Below are 18,697 nucleotides of genomic sequence, written 5' to 3' on the forward strand. Positions count from 1 at the left end.
CGCGCTGTCGCCACTTGGTAGCGGATGCCGGCCCTTCCGAGGAACGCGTCATGGTGTCCTCGAGAAGGCGTTTTCGGCCCAGCCGGCGAACGACGTCCAGCGCACACCGGGATGGGCGGCGCGCAGCGCCGGCAGGTCGACGCGGTAGCCGGGGCCACGCAGGAACGCCCACATCGCCCGCATGTCGGCGTTGCCGATCTCATCGAGCTGCACCTCGTGGTGGCGAACGGTCCCACCGACTGCCGTGCTCAACGCGGCCGCCATGTCCTCGGGCGTGGGGGCGTCGCCGGCCAGCTCGATGCGCTGCCCGGCGAACGCGTCGGGCGCGGCGAAGACCGCGGCGGTGAACTCGCCCAGATCGGGGCGTGCCAGTTGCTGCAGCGGACGGTCCGGTGGCAGGGGAAGATCGAGCACCCCCTGGCGGATCCGGTCCTCTCCGCCGAGGGCGTTGTCGAAGAAGTAGGTGGGCCCCAGGATCGTGTAGGGCACCTCGCCCGCGGCCAGCTCCCGCTCGATGACGGCCTTGGTCTCGAAGTGCGGCACGCCCGTGTCCTGGTCGGCACCTGCCACGGAACTGAAGACCAGGTGGGGCACACGAGCATGACGGGCGGCGGCGAGAATGGTCCGACCCTGTGCGATCTCGGCGGCCGGTCCTGACTCGAAGGGCGTGGTCATCGCGAACACACCGGCTACGCCTCGCATGGCTGAGGCCAGGGACTCGCGGTCCATGAGATCCCCGCCCACCACCTCGACGCCGCGCGCGGCCAGGCCCCGGGCCGCAGCGGATCGAGGGTTGCGGACCAGGCCACGGACGACGGCGCCGCGGGACAGCAACGCGCTGACGACGGCGCCGCCCTGGCCCCCGGTCGCCCCGAGAACCAGTACCGACTGGTCGACATTCATGAGGAAAGCTCCTTCCGGTCGATCGGCCCCGGAGGGCCTCGCCGCGGGTGGGACCGAACCGCTGGATCACCCCTTGCGGTGCGGGCGCACGGCTGCTCGTGGAGCATGCAAGCGTCGCGGCCCGATGGCCGGTGAGGCGCGCCGGGGACCTGCCGACCTACCTGCCGGGTTGCCTGATTCCCCGGCTGAGGGCAGCGTGGTCGGTGTCGGCCGGTTGTCCTGGGAGGAGTGTGCTGTGGCCGTGATCTCCGATGGGGCGTCGCGGACGGCGTGGCCGCGGCTGCGCGTCGCCGACTGGACCGAGACCCGGGACACACTGCACATGTGGACCCAGATCGTCGGCAAGATCCGGCTGGCCCACGCGCCCCTGGTCAATCACTGGTGGCAGGTCACCTTCTATGTCAGCCCGCGCGGCCTCACCACGTCGGCGATCCCCTACCGCTCAGGGGTCTTCGACATCGAGTTCGACTTCCTCGACCATCAGCTGCGTATCCGCGGCAGCGACGGCGCCCACCGCGGCGTGGCCCTGGAGCCGAGGCCGGTGGCCGACTTCTACCGCGAGACGATGCGGGCCCTGAGCGAGCTGGGAATCGAGACAAAGATCCAGGCGTCTCCCAACGAGGTGGACCCGGCGATCCCGTTCGACGAAGACGACCGGCACACTTCCTACGACCCGAGGGCCGCGCAGCTCTTCTGGCGCCAGTTGCTGCAGGCCAACCGGGTGCTGGGGGAGTTCCGCTCGTACTTCGTCGGCAAGGTGAGCCCGGTGCACTTCTTCTGGGGCGCCATGGACCTGGCCTGCACGAGGTTCTCGGGACGGGCGGCGCCGCCGCATCCCGGCGGGGCCCCGAACTGCGGTGACTGGGTGATGGTGGAGGGCTACTCCCGCGAGTTGAGCAGCTGTGGATTCTGGCCCGGCGGTGGTGAAGAGGGAGCCTTCTACTCGTACGCCTATCCCGAACCGGATGGCTTCGCCGACCACCCGGTCACCCCGGCCGACGCGTCCTACAACCCTGACTTCGGTCAGTTCCTTCTGCCGTACGAGGCGGTGCGCACTGCGGCCGACCCTGACCGGGCACTGGCCGGTTTCCTGCACACGACCTACGAGGCCGCCGCGGAACACGGCGACTGGGACCGGGCGGCCCTGGAAGAGGACCCGAACCGGTGGCGACAGCGCCGGTAGACGGGTGCGGCCGAACGGTTCGTACCCGCCACTGCATTGCTGCCGCCGGCGGTCACGTCCGGTGCCCACGTCGGCGCCGGCGCCTCGCTTCGGCGATCTCGCCCGCGATGGGAAGCCAGAAGCAGAGGATGAAGGCGGCGTCGCCCCTCCTCCCGGTCCGTCCGGTCCGTCCGGTCCATGAACAGGTTCTGTCATCGCCCCAGCCTCCGGCACCGCACGCTCCCACACGCGCAACCAGGGAGTGTTTCCCCTGAAGACGGCCAAGGCCGCGCCCGGCACGGGGATCACGCTTCCATCAGGATCGAAGTGATCGACCTGGGCCGCCCGCGCTCGGCATAGTGGCCGCAGCACACCGTGCCTCGACGCACCTTGATCCGGTCACCGCTGGGTGACACGACAACGCGGGGGAATACATGCGTGCTCACAGGAAGATCGGCGCGATGTTGGCGACAGCGGCGCTGGCCGTCGGGTTCGGCGCGGTGGCGGCTCCGTCCGCCGATGCCGCCGCGGGCTGCTGGACCAACGACGACGGCATCAAGTGGTACTGCAACAACGTGTCGGGCGCGCCCGTCTACGGCATCATCGGCAACAACCACTCCTACCCCGACCCCGGCAAGATCGTCGGCTACATGTACTCCAACCCGAGCTGGTTCTACTGCAAGGAGGACGGCCAGGCCTGGGTCGGCGGACCGCACCCGACCCGCTGGCTGATGACCGTCGCCGACAACGGCCAGCTGGGATTCATGAAGGACACCGCGATCTACAGCGAGACCGACCCGGTGCTGGACTGCTACCGCTAACCGGTCACCGCGTGGAGCTCAGGCCCTGACGGGACACCTGGCAGGGCCTGCCTGATCATGTCGTGCCTGATCATGTCGTCTCCTCCGCGGGAGGGCGGGGCGAGTTCAGGCGTCCGGGCGGGCCGGTCGCCTGCTGCTGCCGGCGGCGGTCTTGGCGGTGGGCCACTGCGCCAGCGAGAGCATCCCCGTCACCCGGCGGATGGGGTAGAAGGCCGGCGGCAGTTCGACACACGCCGCGAGCACCGCCGACAGCCGCACCCCCGCGAGGCGTCGAACCCACGTCACACGCCACCGGCGGACCTCGTACACGGACGGCAGCGTCATCGCCGGCAGGACCGTCCACGGGACAAGACCGAGGACGCCGCGCCGACCACCTCGACGTGCCTGAGGGATGCCCGCCGCTGTTCCCCAGACGCGGGAGTTGCACCGCTACCTGCGCCGGCGCAACCGGAACGCTCGGCACCCCGACGTCCCGGCCGCCCAGCGGTGCGAGAGCGCCCGCGTCCGCAGCGAGAAATGCGTCCGCTGGGGCGGACGACCACTCGCCGCCCGAACGTACGACCCGGTGTTCGCGCCCGATCACACCAGGAGCACGGCAAGGCGGTGACGTAGTTCACAAGGAAAGGGTGACAGGGCGTTGTCGCGGGCAGCTGCCACTGTCGACGGCATGACGATCACAGATGAGGACTGTCTCCCCGAGACCCTGGCGTTCAACGAGCACTTTGAGGCTGCCGCCGCGAGCCGCCCAGCTCGAGGGGAGGCGCCGAACCCAGCCATGCTGGCGCTCCTTCGGCGCAACCGGCTCGGCGGTGACACGCCACCGGTGAGACTGCCCTACGGCCGGGACCGCGTTGTTGAGGGCGGAGTGAAGGTACGGGTCTTCGTGCCGGACCACGCCGACGGCGTGTACCTGCACCTCCACGGTGGTGGCTGGGCGTTCGGGTCCGCGGACGGACAGGACGAGCGCCTCTGGCGGCTCGCCGAGCAGGCACGGCTGGCCGTGGTGAGCGTGGAGTACCGCCTCGCGCCGGAACACCCCTTCCCCGCCGGGCCCGACGACTGCGAAGCGGCTGCCCGATGGCTGGTGAAACACGCCGTGGCCGAGTTCGGTACCGAACGGCTGCTGATCGGCGGTGAATCGGCCGGTGCCCACCTCAGCGTCGTGACGCTGCTGCGCCTTCGCGACCGGCACGGCATCACGGGCGCGTTCCGGGCGGCCCACCTGCTCTTCGGCCCCTACGACCTGTCGATGACACCAAGCCAGCGGTCGTTTGGCTCCCGACAACTGCTGAGCAACACCGACGCGATCCGGGGCAGCTATGAGCTGTTCACGCCAGGGATGGGGCAGGAGCAGCGCCGCGCTCCCGAGGTGTCGCCCCTGTTCGCGAACTTGACCGGGTTGCCGCCTGCCCGGATCGTCGTCGGCACCGAGGATCCGCTGCTGGACGACTCGCTGTTCCTGGCCCAACGGTGGCAGGCGGCGGGCGCGCCTGTGCAGCTCGGCGTCGTCGCCGGCGCGATGCACGGCTTCACTCTGTTCCCCCTGACCATCACCGAGCGGGAACTGCGGCGCGAGCGGGACTTCCTGGCCACTGCGTGACGGTAGCGTCGGCGGCATGAACCGAACTGCCCGGCTGTACGCGCTGGTGGAGGACTTGCGCGCGGTGGCGCCGCGGCCGCTGACGGTCGCGGTGCTCGCCACGCGGTTCGAGATCAGCACACGCACGGTGCAGCGTGACCTGCAAACCCTGTTGGAGACCGGTGTCCCGGTGCGCTCCATACCCGGGCGGGGCGGCGGCTGGTCGATCGACCCGGAGATGACCCTGCCCCCGGTCCGCCTCACCGCCGACGAAGCCTCGGCACTGATTACCGCGCTCGCCGCGGCCGACGCCTCCACCCCCTACGTCGGCGCGGCCCGCACGGCGGCCCAGAAGATTGCGGCCTCGATGACCGGCCCCGCCTCGGCGGCGGCGCGGGAACTCGCCGCACGGATCGTTACCCTGCCGACGCGCAGCGACTGCGAGGTCCGTACCGCGGTGGAGCAGGCCCTCGCCAACAACCTGGTGCTGCGGCTGTCCTACACCGACGCGGCCGGACACGAAAGCGACCGCGTCGTGGAACCGGCCGGATTGCTCACCGCCGACGGCCGCTGGTACCTCATCGCCTGGTGCCGCACACGCCGGGCCGGCCGGGGTTTCCGGCTGGACCGGATCGCAGCAGCGGCTCCGACCAGTGAACCGGCACAGCCGCATAACCTGACCGAACTACTGCTCGGCTCGGCCGCCGTCGGCGCAGTACAACCCACTGCACTGACCTCACTGAGACCCTCGCCATGAGGATCCGATCAGTGGATCATGATGCTGGCGAACGCTTCCAGTAGACCTATGTCGACGCCGTCAGCTTTGGTGCGGGCAAGTACGGTGTCGAACGCGGCGGGAGTGTTGTCGACCAGTTTGCGTTGCAGCGGAAGGCCCTCGTGAACCGGACAGAAGAAGTCGTTCCAGTGGGTGGGGATGACAATGGCAGGCTGAACGGTGCCGATGGTCGCGTCGAGGAAGTCCTTGCTGAAACGTCGTTCGGCGCGTCCGAGACCGCCGATGCCGAGGAACAGGGCGTCAGCGTGGACTCCGGCGAGCGCGCCGGGGATCCAGTTGGCTGAACCTTTGAACAGCATGCTCGTCTCTGGTGCCGCCACGAGGAAGTCATAGGTGCCCCCCTCCTTGTATGCGCTGATGGGGGCGGGCTGCAGGAGCGGCTTGTCAATGGTCGCACCCTCACCGCCCATCGGGTTGGGGGAGTGTTTGGAGGCGATGGTGCGCACCGTGAAGCTGCCCACCGTGACGGATTTCTCCGGGTCCAGAAGTGCCAAGCGGTCCTCGGGGACGTTGCCACCCCTGGCGATGTTCAACGTGGACGGTGAGCCGTAGACGGTGGCTTCCGTGCGGTTGGCGATGTAGGCGACGTCCAGCGCGTGGTCGTGGTGGGAGTGAGAGATGAAGATGGCGCGTACGCGGTCCGCGCCCACCTTGTCGAGTGCGGTGTCCACGGCGTCGGGGTCGGTGGAGACCGGTCGACCGAGCGCGGCATCGAGAAGGCCGGCCGGGGTGATGAAAGCGTCGATGAGGATCTGGGTGGTGCCGTCGTCGACGAGCATCATGGTGGTGCCCAATGAGGTCACCTTGACCGTGGCTCCACCTGGTCCGCCGGGGTCGTCCACGAGAAGGTCGCGGTAGTCGTTGAGGTCTCCGGAGTGACGGATCTTGGTTTGCCACACAGCACCCAGCGCCACGGCTGTGGTCAGTTTGAGTGCGAGGGCGATCGAGAGGGCGGGGTGTTGCCGGACCGCTCCCGCCAGCCGTGCTCGTAGACCCGGGGCGAACCTGCTGATCTCTGGCATGAAGTCTCCTCGCTCATTCTCGCAGCGCTGCTAGTGACCTTGGCGTCATGGCGACTGGATCTTTTGTCGGACCTGGTGGCAGGGTCCGTCTTGGCTGGTGGCCCGGAAGTATGCGGTATCCGGACGAGGGCGGCCTGACCGCCGAGCAGCGCAAGCGCCGCGAAGAGGTGTGCATGCGGGCCGCTGACCTCTTCGAGGAGGACGTAAAAGTCCCGTGCGTCACGCGGACGGGTGAGCGAGAAGTCGGTCGACCAGTGGCGTGCCTGGGCGTCCGGCGGGCGGGAGGCGCTGCGCTCCCGGGGGCCCGCCCCGCCGGCAGCGTCTGGGGTGCGGCCCGGTGTGGGCAGTCAGGAATCGTCGCCGGTCGTCTCCTCCGCGGGGAGGCGGGGCGAGTTCAGGCGTCCGGGCGGGCCGGTTGCCTGCTGCCGTCGGCGGCGGTCCTGGCGGTGGGCCACTGCGCCAGCCAGAGCATCCCCGTCACCCGGCGGATGAGGTAGAAGGCCAGCGGCAGTTCGACACACGCCGCGAGCACCGCTGACAGCCACACCCCCGCGGTGCCGAAAGCGAGTGACACGTCGAACCACGCGTCGCAGATCAGCAGCACCGCCGTCGCGGTCGCCGACACGATCACAGCGCGGTGCCGCAGCCACCCGAGCAGTGCCGTGGCCGCCATCGCGACCATGAGCAGGGCGTCGAATCCGACCCATGTCACACGCCACTGGCGGACCTCATACACGGACGGCAGCGTCATCGCCAGCAGGACCGTCCACGGGACAAGACCGAGGGCGCAGACGGTGAGCAGCTCCAGCGTCTGGCGCCGGTGCCGGCGTATGCGCTCGAGCAGATCGGCCGCCGGTGCCACGGCTCCTTCCTGGGTGCTGGCTTGGGTGTCGCTCACGTCGGCTGCTCCGTTCTCTTCCGGCCCGGGTGGACAGCGGCGGGGTACTCCGCCGGCATCGGGCGGTCAGGTGCCGGTGATGATCCAGCCCGGAACTGCCAGGCTAGCCCGCACCCGTTCCGCTCCGGCTCCGGGCCCCTTGATGTGCCGCTGATGTGCCGCGCGTCCCCAGTGGAGCTGCCGTCGTCCGTCAACTCCCGAGTTCTCCCGCCACGCATTCCAGGGGCATGACTCCTTTCGTCCGCCCGTGCCCAATGGAGATGCGGGCCCGTTCAACAGGAGCTGGCCCTCATCGAACGGCCGCGAATTGTCAGAACTGTTCGGAAACCCCGATTATTTCTCACGGGGGAGAATTCCCATGACCCGCACTTCCCGTACTCAGCGCCTTGTGATGCTTGCCGCCTCGACCGTCCTGGCGGCAGGAGGCGCGCTGAGACCCTCCAACGCTTTCGCCGCCCCGGCGACGCCGCGCCCCGCCCCCTCCGGACGGCAGAGATGTTGCGCGAAGTCTTGACGCGCCCCGCCCCGTTGCGTAGATATGACAGCGCAGTCATGACAGCGCAGTCATACAGCGGATCTGGACTAGGATCCGACTGCCGAAGATCGGGAGACACCATGACACCAGTGGCAGGACGCGGCGCGGGAGCCGCGCCGCGCAGTGTGGACGTGGCGCGCCTGGCGGGTGTGTCGCAGAAGACGGTGTCCCGGGTCATGAACGACGAGCCGTACGTCTCGGCTGACGTGCGCCGCCGCGTCCTGGCGGCGGCCGAGGAACTCGGTTACCGCTCGAACAACGCGGCCCGCGCCCTGGCCTCCGGACGCACCCGGTCCATCGGTGTGGTGACGCTCGGCACCGCCCTGTACGGTCCGGCCTCGCTGCTCATGGGTGTCGAGCGTGCCGTGCGGGACACCGGCTACGCACTCCGTGTGGTCAACACGATGGAAGGCGAGAGGGCGGGCATCGCCGGGGCCGTGGACTCGCTCCTGGACCAGGGCGTCGACGGCATCGTCATCTCCGAGCCGATCGACGAGGCGGACGGCGCGGATCTCTCCGCACGGGTCGACGTGCCGGTCCTCGTCCTCGGCGCACCCCCGCCCTTCGCCGCCCCCCATGTGGTGACGGCCGGCATCGTCTCCAGCCAGATGGCGCGGGCGGCCACCGAGCACCTGCTGGAGCTGGGCCACGCCACCGTCCACCACCTGGCGGGTCCACAGCGCTGGTACTCCGCCCGGGACCGTCTCGACGGATGGCGCGAGGCGCTCGCCGCGCACGGCCGGGCCGAGCCGCCGGTCGCCGAGGGTGACTGGTCGGCCGCCTCCGGCTACGCGGCGGGCCGTGAACTTCTCGCCGACCCCGGTGTGACCGCGGTGTTCGCCGCCAACGACGACATGGCCATCGGCCTGATCCGCGCGCTGACGGAAGCCGGGCGGCGCGTGCCGGAGGACGTCAGTGTGGTCGGCTTCGACGACATCCCGGTCGCCGCCTACGTGACCCCGCCGCTGACCACGGTGCGTCAGCCGTTCGACGCCATGGCGCAGGACGGCCTGAAGCTCCTCGTGCACGCCATCGAGAACCCGCAGGCCGACCCGCTGCCGATGACCGACCCACCGGTCGAACTCGTCGTCCGCGCCTCGTCAGCACCCCCGCCGCCCCGCTAGCCCCCGGGGCACCGCAGTCCCCCTCACCGACGGAGGTCCGCCCCACCAGAGCCATCCACCGCTTCCCACGCTTCCGGCGTTGCCCCAGCCCCATCCCGCCCAACTCAGCCCAAGCCCAACTCAGCTCAGCCCAGCCCCCGCCCAACTCAGCTCAGCCCAAGCCAGCCCAGCCCAGTCCAGTTCCTCAGCAGCACCCACCGCCGCTCCCCGGGCCTCGATCAGGCCCCGCACCGGCCGCCGTTTCCTCTCGCGCCCTCCCCGGCGCAACCTCTGACAGGCCCGCCCTCCCGGCCCCGCCCGTCACGCCACACCGCGCCTGACACCACCGCATCCAGCTTCAGCACGCCGTCGCCCGGTGTGCCGGTCCTCAACACCCTTCCGCGGGAGTTCACCATGTCCGGACCCTTCCCCAGCCCCTTCCCCAGCCCCTCCTCCAGCCCGTCACCCCTGAGCCGCCGGGGCTTCCTCGCCGCCACGGGCGCGCTGTCGCTGGCCGCCACCCTGTCCGCCTGCGGCGGCGACGGCGGCCCCCCCGCCGGTTCCTCCGCCAAGCCGGTCGGTCGGGCCGACATCGACAAGGCCATGAAGACCCCGACCCAGCTGACGTTTTGGACCTGGGTCCCGAACATCGACAAGGAGGTCGCGCTCTTCGAGAAGAAGTACCCGGCCGTCAAGATCAAGGTCGTCAACGCCGGTCAGGGCACACCGGAGTACACCAAGCTGCGCACCGCGCTGAAGGCCGGCAGCGGCGCCCCGGACATGGTGCAGATCGAGTACCAGGCCATCCCGACGTTCACCATCACCGGCAGCCTGCTGGACCTGCGCCCGTACGGCGCCTCCGCGCTCAAGTCCACCTTCGTCGACTGGACCTGGGGGCAGGTCTCCGGCAGCGGCGGCGAGATCTGGGCGATCCCCCAGGACACCGGCCCGATGGGCATGCTCTACCGCAAGGACATCTTCGACCGGCACGGCATCCAAGTCCCCACCACCTGGGACGAGTTCGCCGCCGCAGCCCGCACACTCCACAAGGCCGACCCCGACGTCTACCTCACCAACCTCGCCGCCAACCAGGTCGCCGCCTGGCACGGCCTGCTCTGGCAGGCGGGCGCCAAGCCGTACGTGACCTCCGGCAAGAGTGACATCACCATCAGCGTCGACGACACGGTCTCGAAGAAACTCGGCCAGTACTGGGGCGCCCTCGCCAAGGAAGGCGTGATCGGCGTCGAACCGGACTTCACCGACTCCTGGTACGCCGCCCTCAACAAGGGCAAGTACGCCACCTGGCTCACCGGCGCCTGGGGCCCGGCCTTCCTGTCCGGCTCCGCCAAGGCCACCGCGGGCAAGTGGCGCGCGGCCCCGCTGCCGCAGTGGGACGCCGCCAAGCCCAGCGCGGGCAACTGGGGCGGCTCGACCACCGCGGTCATCCGCTCCACCAAGAACCCCATCCAGGCGGCGGTGTTCGCCCAGTTCCTCAACAGCGACCCCGCAAGCGCCAGGAGGTTCACCACCGAACAGTTCTTCTTCCCGGCGACCAAGACCCTGCTCGCGGAGGCGAGTTTCCTCGGGGACACGCCCGCCTTCTACGGCGGCCAGAAGGTCAACCAGGTCTTCGCGGACATCAGCACCCAGGTCAACCCCGCCTTCCAGTGGCCGCCGTTCCTCGACCGGGTCGCCACGGACTGGACCGAGACCGTCGGCAAGTCCCTCGCGGACAAGACCGACACCGTCCGCGCCCTCGGCTCGTGGCAGTCGCGCATCACGACCTTCGCCAAGGGCCAGGGCTTCACGGTCGAGGGAGGCTGACGATGGCCACCACAGCGGCCACCCCCGTGGCGCCCGCCCGCACGAACCGCACGAAGCCCACGCCCCGCCGACGCCACGGCACCGCAGGAGCCCTGTTCATCGCCCCGTTCATGGCGCTGTTCCTGCTCCTCTTCCTCGCCCCGCTCGGCTACGCCGCCTACCTGAGCCTCTTCCAGGAGAAACTCATCGGCGGCTCGACCTTCGTCGGCCTCGACAACTACATCACCGCCCTCAAAGACCCCCTCCTCCTCAAGGGCATCGGCCGCGTCGCCCTGTTCTTCGTCATCCAGGTCCCCGTGATGCTGCTGCTGGCCCTGTGCTTCGCACTGGCCCTGGACAGCGGCCTGCTGCGTCTCGCCCGCGTGATCCGCCTCGGCATCTTCGTCCCGTACGCCGTCCCCAGCGTGATCGCCACCCTCATGTGGGGCTACCTCTACGGCCCCGACTTCGGCCCCTTCGCCCAGATCAGCCACGACCTCCACCTGCCGGCCCCGCACTTCCTCAGCGACAGCTGGATGCTCGGCAGCCTCGCGAACATCGTGACCTGGGAGTTCGTCGGCTACAACATGATCATCCTGTACGCCGCCCTGCGCACCATCCCCGCCGAGCTGTACGAGGCGGCCGCCATGGACGGCGCAGGCGCCTGGCGCATCGCCTGGTCCATCAAACTCCCCGCGCTGCGCCCGGCGCTGACCCTCACCCTGCTGTTCTCGGTGATCGGCAGCTTCCAGCTCTTCAACGAACCGAACCTGCTGATGAAGGTCGCACCGGACGTCATCACCAGCTCGTACACCGCCAACCTCTACGCCTACTCGGTCGCCTTCATCAGCCAGCAGACCAACTACGCGGCCACAGTGTCCTTCATCCTCGGCCTGGTCATCGTGATCGTGTCGTACGCCTTCCTGCTCACCGCGAACCGCAGGAGGACCGCATGACCACCGTGACGCCCCCCGCCGCCACCACGTCGACGGCGAAACGGCTGCCCGCCGAGACCCGCTCGCCGCGCCGTTCATCGGTGCACCGCCGCAGCACCCCGCTCACCATCGCCATGCTGGCCGTCCTGGCCTACTTCCTGCTCCCGCTGTTCTGGCTGCTCATCGCCTCCACCAAGAGCACCCAGGACCTGTTCAACAGCTTCGGCCTGTGGTTCTCGCACGCCCCGCGGCTGCTGTCGAACATCAAGGCCACCTTCACCCAGGACGACGGCGTCTTCGGGCGCTGGCTGCTCAACACGGCCCTGTACGCCGGGGCCAGCGCACTCGGCGCCGCGCTGCTCGCGGCGGCGGCCGGATACGGGTTCGCCAAGTACCGCTTCCGCGGCCACGGCGCGGCCTTCAACCTGGTCCTCGGCGCCATCATGATCCCGACCACCGCACTGGCGATCCCCACCTACCTCCTCTTCGCCAAGGCAGGCCTGGTCAACACCCCCTGGGCGGTCATCCTGCCCTCCCTCATCAGCCCCTTCGGCCTCTACCTCATGCGGATCTACGCCGAGGACGCCGTCCCCGACAGCCTCGTCGAGGCCGCTCGCATGGACGGCGCCGGAGAGCTCCGCATCTTCCTCACCATCGGGCTGCGGCTGCTGGCTCCCGGCCTGGTGACCGTCATCCTCTTCACGCTCGTCGCCACCTGGAACAACTACTTCCTGCCGCTGATCATGCTCAACGACCCGGACCTGTACCCCATCACCGTCGGGCTGTCCCGCTGGGCCGACCAGGCGCAGAACGGGGGCGCCGGAGCCAGCAGCGACATGCTCGCCCTCGTCGTGACCGGCTCCCTCATCTCGATCGTCCCGCTCGTCCTGGCCTTCCTGATGCTCCAGCGGTACTGGCAGAGCGGCCTGGCCACCGGCGGCGTCAAGCAGTAGCACCCCCAACACCCCCTGCTCCCTGGAGGTTTGTCCATGGCGGACCTGCCCGCCCGCGTGCTGTTCGGCGCTGCCTACTACCACGAGTACCACCCCGCCTACGGCCCGGACGTACGGCCCGACGAACAGCTCAAGACCGACCTCGACCTGATGGCCGACGCGCACTTCACCGTCATCCGGGTCGGCGAGTCGGTCTGGTCGACCTGGGAACCCGAGAACGGCCGCTTCGCACTCGACTGGCTCCAGCCGGTGCTGGACGGCGCCCACGAACGCGGCATCTCCGTCATCCTCGGCACCCCCACGTACGCCGTACCGCCGTGGCTGGCCCGCCAGTACCCGGAGATCACCGGCGAGCGGCGCACCGGCGAACGCATCGGCTGGGGCGCCCGCCAGGAAGTGGACTTCACCCACCCCGCCTTCCGCTTCCACGCCGAGCGGATCATCCGCGAGATCGTCGCCCGGTACGCCGGCCACCCGGCCGTCATCGGCTTCCAGGTCGACAACGAACCGGGCCTGGAGCTCTTCCACAACCACGGCGTCTTCCAGCGCTTCACCGACCACCTGCGCGCCAAGTACGGCGACGTCGAGACCCTCAACCGCGAATGGGGCCTGGTCTACTGGTCCCACCGCCTGTCCACCTGGGCCGACCTGTGGACGCCCGACGGCAACGTGCAGCCCCAATACGACGTCGCCTGGCGGGAGTTCCAGGCCCGCCAGTGCACCGAGTTCATCGGCTGGCAGGCCGACCTCGTCCGCGAGTACGCCCGCCCCGGGCAGTTCGTCACCACCTGCATCTCCTACACCCGCCCCGCCGTGGAGGACGACGAGCTCACCGACCGCCTCGACATCGCCACCGGCAACCCCTACTACGCCATGCAGGACGGCCTGCTCCTGCCCGATGCGACACCGGACGACCACGAGCAGAAGTGGCAGAGCACCGGCGTCTGGTCGCTGTACCAGACCGCCGACTGGATGTTCTCCTCCCGCCAGGAACCGTTCCTGGTCACCGAGACCAACGCCTCCTCCATCGGCTACGCGTGGGACAACCGCCCCGCCTACGACGGCCAGTGGCGCCAGGCCGCCTGGGCCCTCGTCGGCCGCGGGGCCCGGATGATCGAGTACTGGCAGTGGCAGACCCTGCGCTTCGGCGCGGAGACCTACTGGGGCGGCGTTCTGCCGCACAGCGGCCGACCGGGCCGCACGTACGCCGAACTGGCCCGGCTGGGCGAGGAGTTCGAGGCCGTAGGGCCGCTCGTCGCGGGGCTCGAACCCGATGCCGACGTCACGATCGTCTACTCCACCCCCAGCAAGTGGCTGATGCAGAAGCACCCGCCCCTCGCGACCCCCGACGGCGCACCGGACCCGACCGCCTACCACCGCATCCTCGACCCCTTCTACCGCGGTGCCTTCGACGCCGGACGGCAGGTCCGCATCGTCCACGCCCGCCAGCTGCACGACCCGCGCGGCCGGCGGGAAGGCATGGCCCCCCACGAGGCCGCCCACCGCCACCCCGTCCTCGTCGTCCCCGCCCTGTACCTCGCCGACGACACCACCCTCGACTGGCTCGCCGCCTACGCCCACGCCGGCGGCCACCTGGTCCTGGGCCCCCGCACGGGCTACGCCGACCACGAGGCCCGGGCCCGGCACGAGGCGGCCCCCGCCCGCCTCACCGGCGCCGCGGGAGTGACGTACGACGAATTCAGCAACCTCACCCACGCCCTCCCGGTCCGCGCCGCACCCGACAGCCCCCTCCCACTGCCCGAGACCGCGACGGCGACGCACTGGGCCGACGGCCTCACCGTCACCGACGCCGACGTCCTCGCCACCTACGAGCACCCGCACTTCGGCCGCTTTCCCGCCATCACCACCCGCCGCCACGGCGAAGGCCGCGTCACCTGCGTCGGCACCGTGCCCGGCCGCGACCTCGCCCGCGCGCTGGCCGCCTGGATGGCACCGGCCTCCCGCAGCGCGTGGCGTGACCTGCCGGCGTCCGTCACCGCGACGACCGGCACAGCGCCCGACGGCCGCCGCGTCCACATCGTCCACAACTGGAGCTGGCAGCCCACGAGCGTCCCCGCTCCGGTGAACCTCGCCGACGCCCTGACCGGCACACCCCTGCCCGCGGGCACCGTGCTGGACCTCGGCCCGTGGGACGTACGCGTACTCGTCTCCCCGAAGGAGTAGCCGTGCAAGCTGTGCAGGGAAGAAGAGCGGCAAAGGCACTGGGCACGGTCATCGCGGCAGCCGCGATACTGGCCATACCCATGACCACCGGTGCGCAGGCCTACAACCCGACGGGCGGGATCCTCTACCAGCTCGGCAGCGAACCGTGCCTGAAGGGGCGCGGCAACTGCGCCGTCTACCCGAAGTCGGCGCAACTGCCGAGCGGACGCCTGGTCGCGTCGTTCGAGAAGTCCACCGTCGTAGCGGCGACGGGCAGTGCCGACAGGCAGACCCTCCCGGTCTACAAGAGCGACGACCACGGAACGACCTGGCAGCCGCTGTCGGAGGTCAAGGCTCCCGCGTACCTCTCCAGCGACCCCCAGTACGCGAAGTACACCAGCAACTGGACGAACCCGTACCTCTACACGCTCCCGCAGGACGTCGGGAACCTGAAGCAGGGCACGCTGCTCCTGGCGAGTGTCGTGTCGGGCGACGACCAGTACTACCGTGAGCACAAGGCGGCCGACCCCAACTGGACACCCTCCAACGACGGCGACCGCGACGACCTCGCCATCGCGCTGTACTCCAGCACCGACGAGGGCGCGTCCTGGAAGGTCGTCAACGTCATCGCGACCGGCGGCTGGCAGGGCGGCAGCGCGGGCGCGATCGGCCAGAACATCGCCGCCGCCAACACACACCAGCAGGTGGACCCCGTCTGGGAGCCGTACCTGATGGTCTATCAGGGCCAACTCGTCTGCTACTACTCGGACGAGAACGACTACACCGGCTTCAACGCGATCACCGGCGTCCCGACCCTCGACCCCGCCAACACCACCGCCACCGACTCGCACGGCCAGATCCTCGCCCACAAGACCTGGGACGGCCGCAGTGCGCAGTGGAGCGCCCCCGTCGTCGACATCGCGGGCCTGACCCAGAGCGTGGGAGGCGGCAGGACGCAGATCGGCGGCGGGCGGCCGGGCATGGCGAACGTCGTCCGCACCGCGGACGGCAAGTGGCTCCTCACCTTCGAGTACTGGGGCGGCGGAGCCAACACCAGGTACGTGGTCGCCGACAACCCGCTGCAGTTCCACCGCGGTTCCCCGACCGGCGAAGCCGTCACCTCACTGCCGGTCGACACCGGCTCCCGGCCGCTCGCGACGGGGGGCAGCCCGGTCGTCATCAGGCTTCCCGGGGGACGCCTGGTCTACAACGCGGCCGGCAGCGGCAATGTGTGGGTCAACGAGAGCGGACGCAGCGACGGTACGTGGAAGGAGTACCAGACCACCTCGAAGGCCGGTTACAGCCGTAGCCTGCAGTACGTCGACGACACGGGCCGTATCGCGGTCCTCAACAACCAGGGCACCTCGACGCTGGCCTACGCCGAGGTCGACCTCGGCCGATCGGGCGGCGCCTACCACCAGTTGGTGAACCGCAGGACCGGCCAGGTGATCGGCACCGGGAACAAGACCAACGACGCGAACATCGGCAACGCGGACGTCCCCGACGTCGCCCTGGAGGCCCCCGGCTCCGCGGCGAACCCGGACACCCAGTACTGGCACGTGGTGACCGAGCCGAACGGCGGCGTGACCCTGCTGAACAAGTCCGGCGGCCGCGCGGCGGCCGTCTGGACCGGCAACGCGACGGCCGGGCAGCGGATCGGCCAGTGGGTCGACAACAGCGCCACCGGCAGCTGGAACCTCGTCAAGACCACCGACGGGTTCTACAGGTTCCAGTCGGTCAGGGACACGAACCTGTACCTGACCGGCCCGCCCAACAGCGCACCGCTCACCTTGCAGAACGCGCTCACGGACGGCTCGCAGGACTGGGAACTCGTCCAGTAGCCCCCTCAACCAGGCCACCGAGAGGCTCCGCCCCTGCCTGCGGAGCCTCAGGGGGTCCCCGGTGTCGGTTGGCGGGTACAGGGAGCCGTAGATGAAGGGCACACCGGCGGCGGCCTTGACAAGGTCGGCGTCGAGCAGGAGAGGCCGGGTGGAGGAGCGGCCTGGTGGTGAGCCACCGACGATGGTGAAGTGGTTCGGTCGGGCTGAGGACGTCCCCTGGGCCCCAGGGAATGCCGCTCGTATCGAGGGCTGAGTCCGCGGTAGCCGGACAGCCAGGAGATCGTGCGTTGACGACAGCAGGCGCCGGGCGGCTCCGGCGGACCCGGGCGGGTTGTCCTCCCGGAACAACTCGGTCTCGGAGCGGTTCGGCTGGTTCGGGAGTTCTGGCGCCCGCTGTCAGTCGCCGATGCGATGATCCCCGCACACGACAGCGAAGGAGGCCCCTCTTGGGCGGCGGGGGGCATCGAGCCCTTCGGCAACGACGTCAGGGCAATCGGGCTCGTGTGCAGACCGGGGCCACCGCAATGAGCTACAGCCTGGGCGTCTACCGGTTCTTGGACGGTGAGCCGGCCGAGCCGGACGCATCACTGTGAGTCCCGCGAGAACCGACACTGGCGGTCCCGCGAGAGCCGACGGACATGTGGCAGCCGCCCAGCCGACTGACCACCGAGTCGGCCCGCCGGGCCCTCGCACTCGCCACCGAGTTCACCTGCCGTCAGCGGACCGGTCGGCCGCCGCGGTTTCGTCGACGCTCACGCTCAACGGTCAGGGTGCTGCGGAAGCGGGCCTTGAAGTTCGGGGCGTCCGTCCGGCCGGCCCAGCGGTTTTTCCACGCCTGGCAATACGTCCTCAACACCGCCTGCGCGGCCTGCGCGAGAGGGACGGCGAGGAAGTCGACGTCCCTGCGGGCCCGGCGGATCGCGGGGTCCGCGTTCGCGTTCGCCAGGGTCCGCTTCTCCTTCGGCACCATCTGCCACCAGGCGTGCGGGAGATTGCACACCGTGCGGGCCGCGTGTGCCTGATCGTCAGCCTTGACCGCCAGGGCAGGGGACAGCGCAAGCCGGGCGCGGTGCCCGAACTGCCGCGTCTCCAAGCCGCGATCACTCGCGGACGACATACTGTGCGACGCGGTCCTCCCAGAGGGTGCGCACACCGCGGCCGAGCATTTTGCGCAGGATCGGCCAATGCGCGATCAGTTGGGTGGCGTCGAGGTGGCAGGTGTAGCCCTCGCATCTGCCCTTGAGCAAGACGATCCGGTACATCCGCAGCAGCCGTTCCTCGTCACCGAGATCGCATGTGCGCAGCCCCGACCATGCCAGGCGAAGGAGGGAGGACGACCGCGCCCTGGGTGGGACCGGTGGCGGCGAAAGAATGGCCCCGCAGATGCCAGCCCAAAAGTGCTGTCCCGTAGTCGGAGGTGGCTCGGTTCAGGTGGTGGCAGTCAGGGGGGCGGTGGCTTCCCAGACGAACCCGTCCGGGTCGCTGAACGGGCTGGCGGCGCCGGAGAGCACGAGCCGGTGCGATCCGCTGCCGTCGGCGGGGACACCCGCGTCCTTGGCGAGAGCGCGGCGCTTGTACAGGGCCAGTTTGACGGGGCCCGACCCGGTGGCGAACTCGACGTACTTGCCACCGAAGCTCTTGCCCACGGTGAGGCCCTGCTCGACGTAGAACTGCTTGCTGGCTTTCACGTCCTCGACGCCCAGCAGGAGCACGAGCTCGTCGAAGTCCCGGGTGACCGGGCCCGTGTCCTTCTTCGTCGACGTCGCGATCTTCCAGATCGTGCCGTCCGGGGCCTGAACGACGCCGCCGTAGCCCCACAGCGACTTCGAGGTGGGCTTGAGGACGGTGGCGCCGGCGTCGAGGGCCGTGCCGACGAGGGCGTCGACGTTGCCCGGCTGGGACACCACGAGCGACAGGGTGAAACCGCGGAAGCCGGTCGTGGGGACTTCGCAGGCGCGCAGGCGCATGCGCGAGGAGTCCAGTCCGAAGGCGGTGGAGTAGAAGCGGGCGGCGGCCGTGGTGTCGGCCACTTCAAGGGTGACGGAGTCGATGGAGTTCATGTCTTCGACGGTAGGGGCAGCCGGGTCGCCGATGCTTCTCCAAAACTGCTCAGTCTGGCCGCGGCCCGGCGCCATGGACCCGAGCGGCCCTCCGACCGCCGCCCCGCCCCCCCGAGCCGTGGT

At 69.9% G+C, this 18,697-nt stretch carries 17 protein-coding genes and 2 pseudogenes; 12 read left to right on the forward strand and 7 right to left on the reverse strand.

The annotated features are described in order from the left end of the window. Positions 1-48: 48 nt before the first annotated feature. On the reverse strand, positions 49-903 hold the full coding sequence (locus tag AAFF41_RS42660; protein ID WP_319753048.1) for an NmrA/HSCARG family protein: 855 nt from the start codon (positions 901-903) through the stop codon (positions 49-51). 235 nt (positions 904-1,138) lie between these two features. Between AAFF41_RS42660 and AAFF41_RS42665 the strand changes: the two genes are divergently transcribed. Both AAFF41_RS42665 and AAFF41_RS42670 read left to right on the forward strand, forming a co-directional pair. Beyond that, positions 1,139-2,086: a DUF5996 family protein gene (locus AAFF41_RS42665; RefSeq protein WP_415926018.1), complete on the forward strand. Its 948-nt coding sequence runs from the start codon at positions 1,139-1,141 to the stop codon at positions 2,084-2,086. Positions 2,087-2,526: 440 nt separating this feature from the next. Beyond that, complete coding sequence (locus tag AAFF41_RS42670; protein WP_319753047.1) at positions 2,527-2,886, forward strand: hypothetical protein; 360 nt, start codon at positions 2,527-2,529, stop codon at positions 2,884-2,886. 105 nt (positions 2,887-2,991) lie between these two features. Here the strand turns inward: AAFF41_RS42670 and AAFF41_RS42675 are convergent, their stop codons facing one another. Further along, the gene (locus tag AAFF41_RS42675) at positions 2,992-3,210 is read right to left on the reverse strand and encodes a hypothetical protein (protein ID WP_319753046.1); all 219 of its coding nucleotides are present in this window, start codon (positions 3,208-3,210) and stop codon (positions 2,992-2,994) included. Positions 3,211-3,280: 70 nt separating this feature from the next. Between AAFF41_RS42675 and AAFF41_RS42680 the strand changes: the two are divergent. From AAFF41_RS42680 to AAFF41_RS42690, 3 genes and pseudogenes are all read left to right on the forward strand, one after another. Next, a pseudogene (locus tag AAFF41_RS42680) lies at positions 3,281-3,493 on the forward strand (hypothetical protein); the annotation flags it as partial. A gap of 60 nt (positions 3,494-3,553) precedes the next feature. Further along, entirely contained in the window at positions 3,554-4,486 is a 933-nt protein-coding gene (locus AAFF41_RS42685) for an alpha/beta hydrolase (protein WP_319753045.1), read from the forward strand. Positions 4,487-4,502: 16 nt separating this feature from the next. Beyond that, a complete protein-coding gene (locus AAFF41_RS42690; protein ID WP_343325742.1) occupies positions 4,503-5,222 on the forward strand; it encodes a helix-turn-helix transcriptional regulator in 720 nt (239 codons plus the stop codon). An 8-nt stretch (positions 5,223-5,230) separates the two neighbouring features. On the opposite strand, the gene AAFF41_RS42695 is transcribed toward AAFF41_RS42690, so the two are convergent. Continuing rightward, positions 5,231-6,175: an MBL fold metallo-hydrolase gene (locus AAFF41_RS42695; protein ID WP_343325743.1), complete on the reverse strand. Its 945-nt coding sequence runs from the start codon at positions 6,173-6,175 to the stop codon at positions 5,231-5,233. 218 nt (positions 6,176-6,393) lie between these two features. Between AAFF41_RS42695 and AAFF41_RS51895 the strand changes: the two are divergent. Beyond that, a pseudogene (locus tag AAFF41_RS51895) lies at positions 6,394-6,589 on the forward strand (IS630 family transposase); the annotation flags it as partial. A gap of 88 nt (positions 6,590-6,677) precedes the next feature. On the opposite strand, the gene AAFF41_RS42700 reads toward AAFF41_RS51895, so the two are convergent. Beyond that, positions 6,678-7,181, reverse strand: coding sequence for a hypothetical protein (locus AAFF41_RS42700; protein ID WP_343325744.1), 504 nt, complete (start codon positions 7,179-7,181; stop codon positions 6,678-6,680). A gap of 615 nt (positions 7,182-7,796) precedes the next feature. Between AAFF41_RS42700 and AAFF41_RS42705 the strand changes: the two genes are divergently transcribed. The 6 genes from AAFF41_RS42705 (at position 7,797) to AAFF41_RS42730 (ending at position 16,514) form a co-directional block, all read left to right on the forward strand. After that, positions 7,797-8,840, forward strand: coding sequence for a LacI family DNA-binding transcriptional regulator (locus tag AAFF41_RS42705; RefSeq protein WP_319753041.1), 1,044 nt, complete (start codon positions 7,797-7,799; stop codon positions 8,838-8,840). Positions 8,841-9,233: 393 nt separating this feature from the next. Beyond that, complete coding sequence (locus AAFF41_RS42710; protein ID WP_343325745.1) at positions 9,234-10,643, forward strand: ABC transporter substrate-binding protein; 1,410 nt, start codon at positions 9,234-9,236, stop codon at positions 10,641-10,643. Positions 10,644-10,645: 2 nt separating this feature from the next. Beyond that, positions 10,646-11,578 (forward strand): carbohydrate ABC transporter permease, encoded by a 933-nt coding sequence (locus tag AAFF41_RS42715; protein WP_343325746.1) that lies wholly within the window; start codon positions 10,646-10,648, stop codon positions 11,576-11,578. Beyond that, positions 11,575-12,510 (forward strand): carbohydrate ABC transporter permease, encoded by a 936-nt coding sequence (locus tag AAFF41_RS42720; RefSeq protein WP_343325747.1) that lies wholly within the window; start codon positions 11,575-11,577, stop codon positions 12,508-12,510. Before AAFF41_RS42715 ends, AAFF41_RS42720 begins: the two co-directional genes overlap by 4 nt. A 36-nt stretch (positions 12,511-12,546) precedes the next feature. Continuing rightward, a complete protein-coding gene (locus AAFF41_RS42725; protein WP_319753037.1) occupies positions 12,547-14,694 on the forward strand; it encodes a beta-galactosidase in 2,148 nt (715 codons plus the stop codon). 80 nt (positions 14,695-14,774) lie between these two features. Continuing rightward, positions 14,775-16,514 carry an RICIN domain-containing protein gene (locus AAFF41_RS42730; RefSeq protein WP_425526266.1) on the forward strand — a complete coding sequence of 580 codons (1,740 nt, stop codon included), beginning with the start codon at positions 14,775-14,777 and terminating at the stop codon, positions 16,512-16,514. 715 nt (positions 16,515-17,229) lie between these two features. On the opposite strand, the gene AAFF41_RS42735 is transcribed toward AAFF41_RS42730, so the two are convergent. The 3 genes from AAFF41_RS42735 to AAFF41_RS42745 form a co-directional block, all read right to left on the reverse strand. Then, the gene (locus AAFF41_RS42735) at positions 17,230-17,607 is read right to left on the reverse strand and encodes a hypothetical protein (protein WP_343325748.1); all 378 of its coding nucleotides are present in this window, start codon (positions 17,605-17,607) and stop codon (positions 17,230-17,232) included. 7 nt (positions 17,608-17,614) lie between these two features. After that, positions 17,615-17,776 (reverse strand): hypothetical protein, encoded by a 162-nt coding sequence (locus tag AAFF41_RS42740; RefSeq protein WP_343325749.1) that lies wholly within the window; start codon positions 17,774-17,776, stop codon positions 17,615-17,617. Between the two features lie 165 nt (positions 17,777-17,941). Further along, positions 17,942-18,574, reverse strand: coding sequence for a VOC family protein (locus tag AAFF41_RS42745; protein WP_319753034.1), 633 nt, complete (start codon positions 18,572-18,574; stop codon positions 17,942-17,944). Positions 18,575-18,697: the final 123 nt, after the last annotated feature.

The sequence above is a fragment of the Streptomyces mirabilis genome (assembly GCF_039503195.1).
Lineage (GTDB): Bacteria > Actinomycetota > Actinomycetes > Streptomycetales > Streptomycetaceae > Streptomyces > Streptomyces mirabilis_D.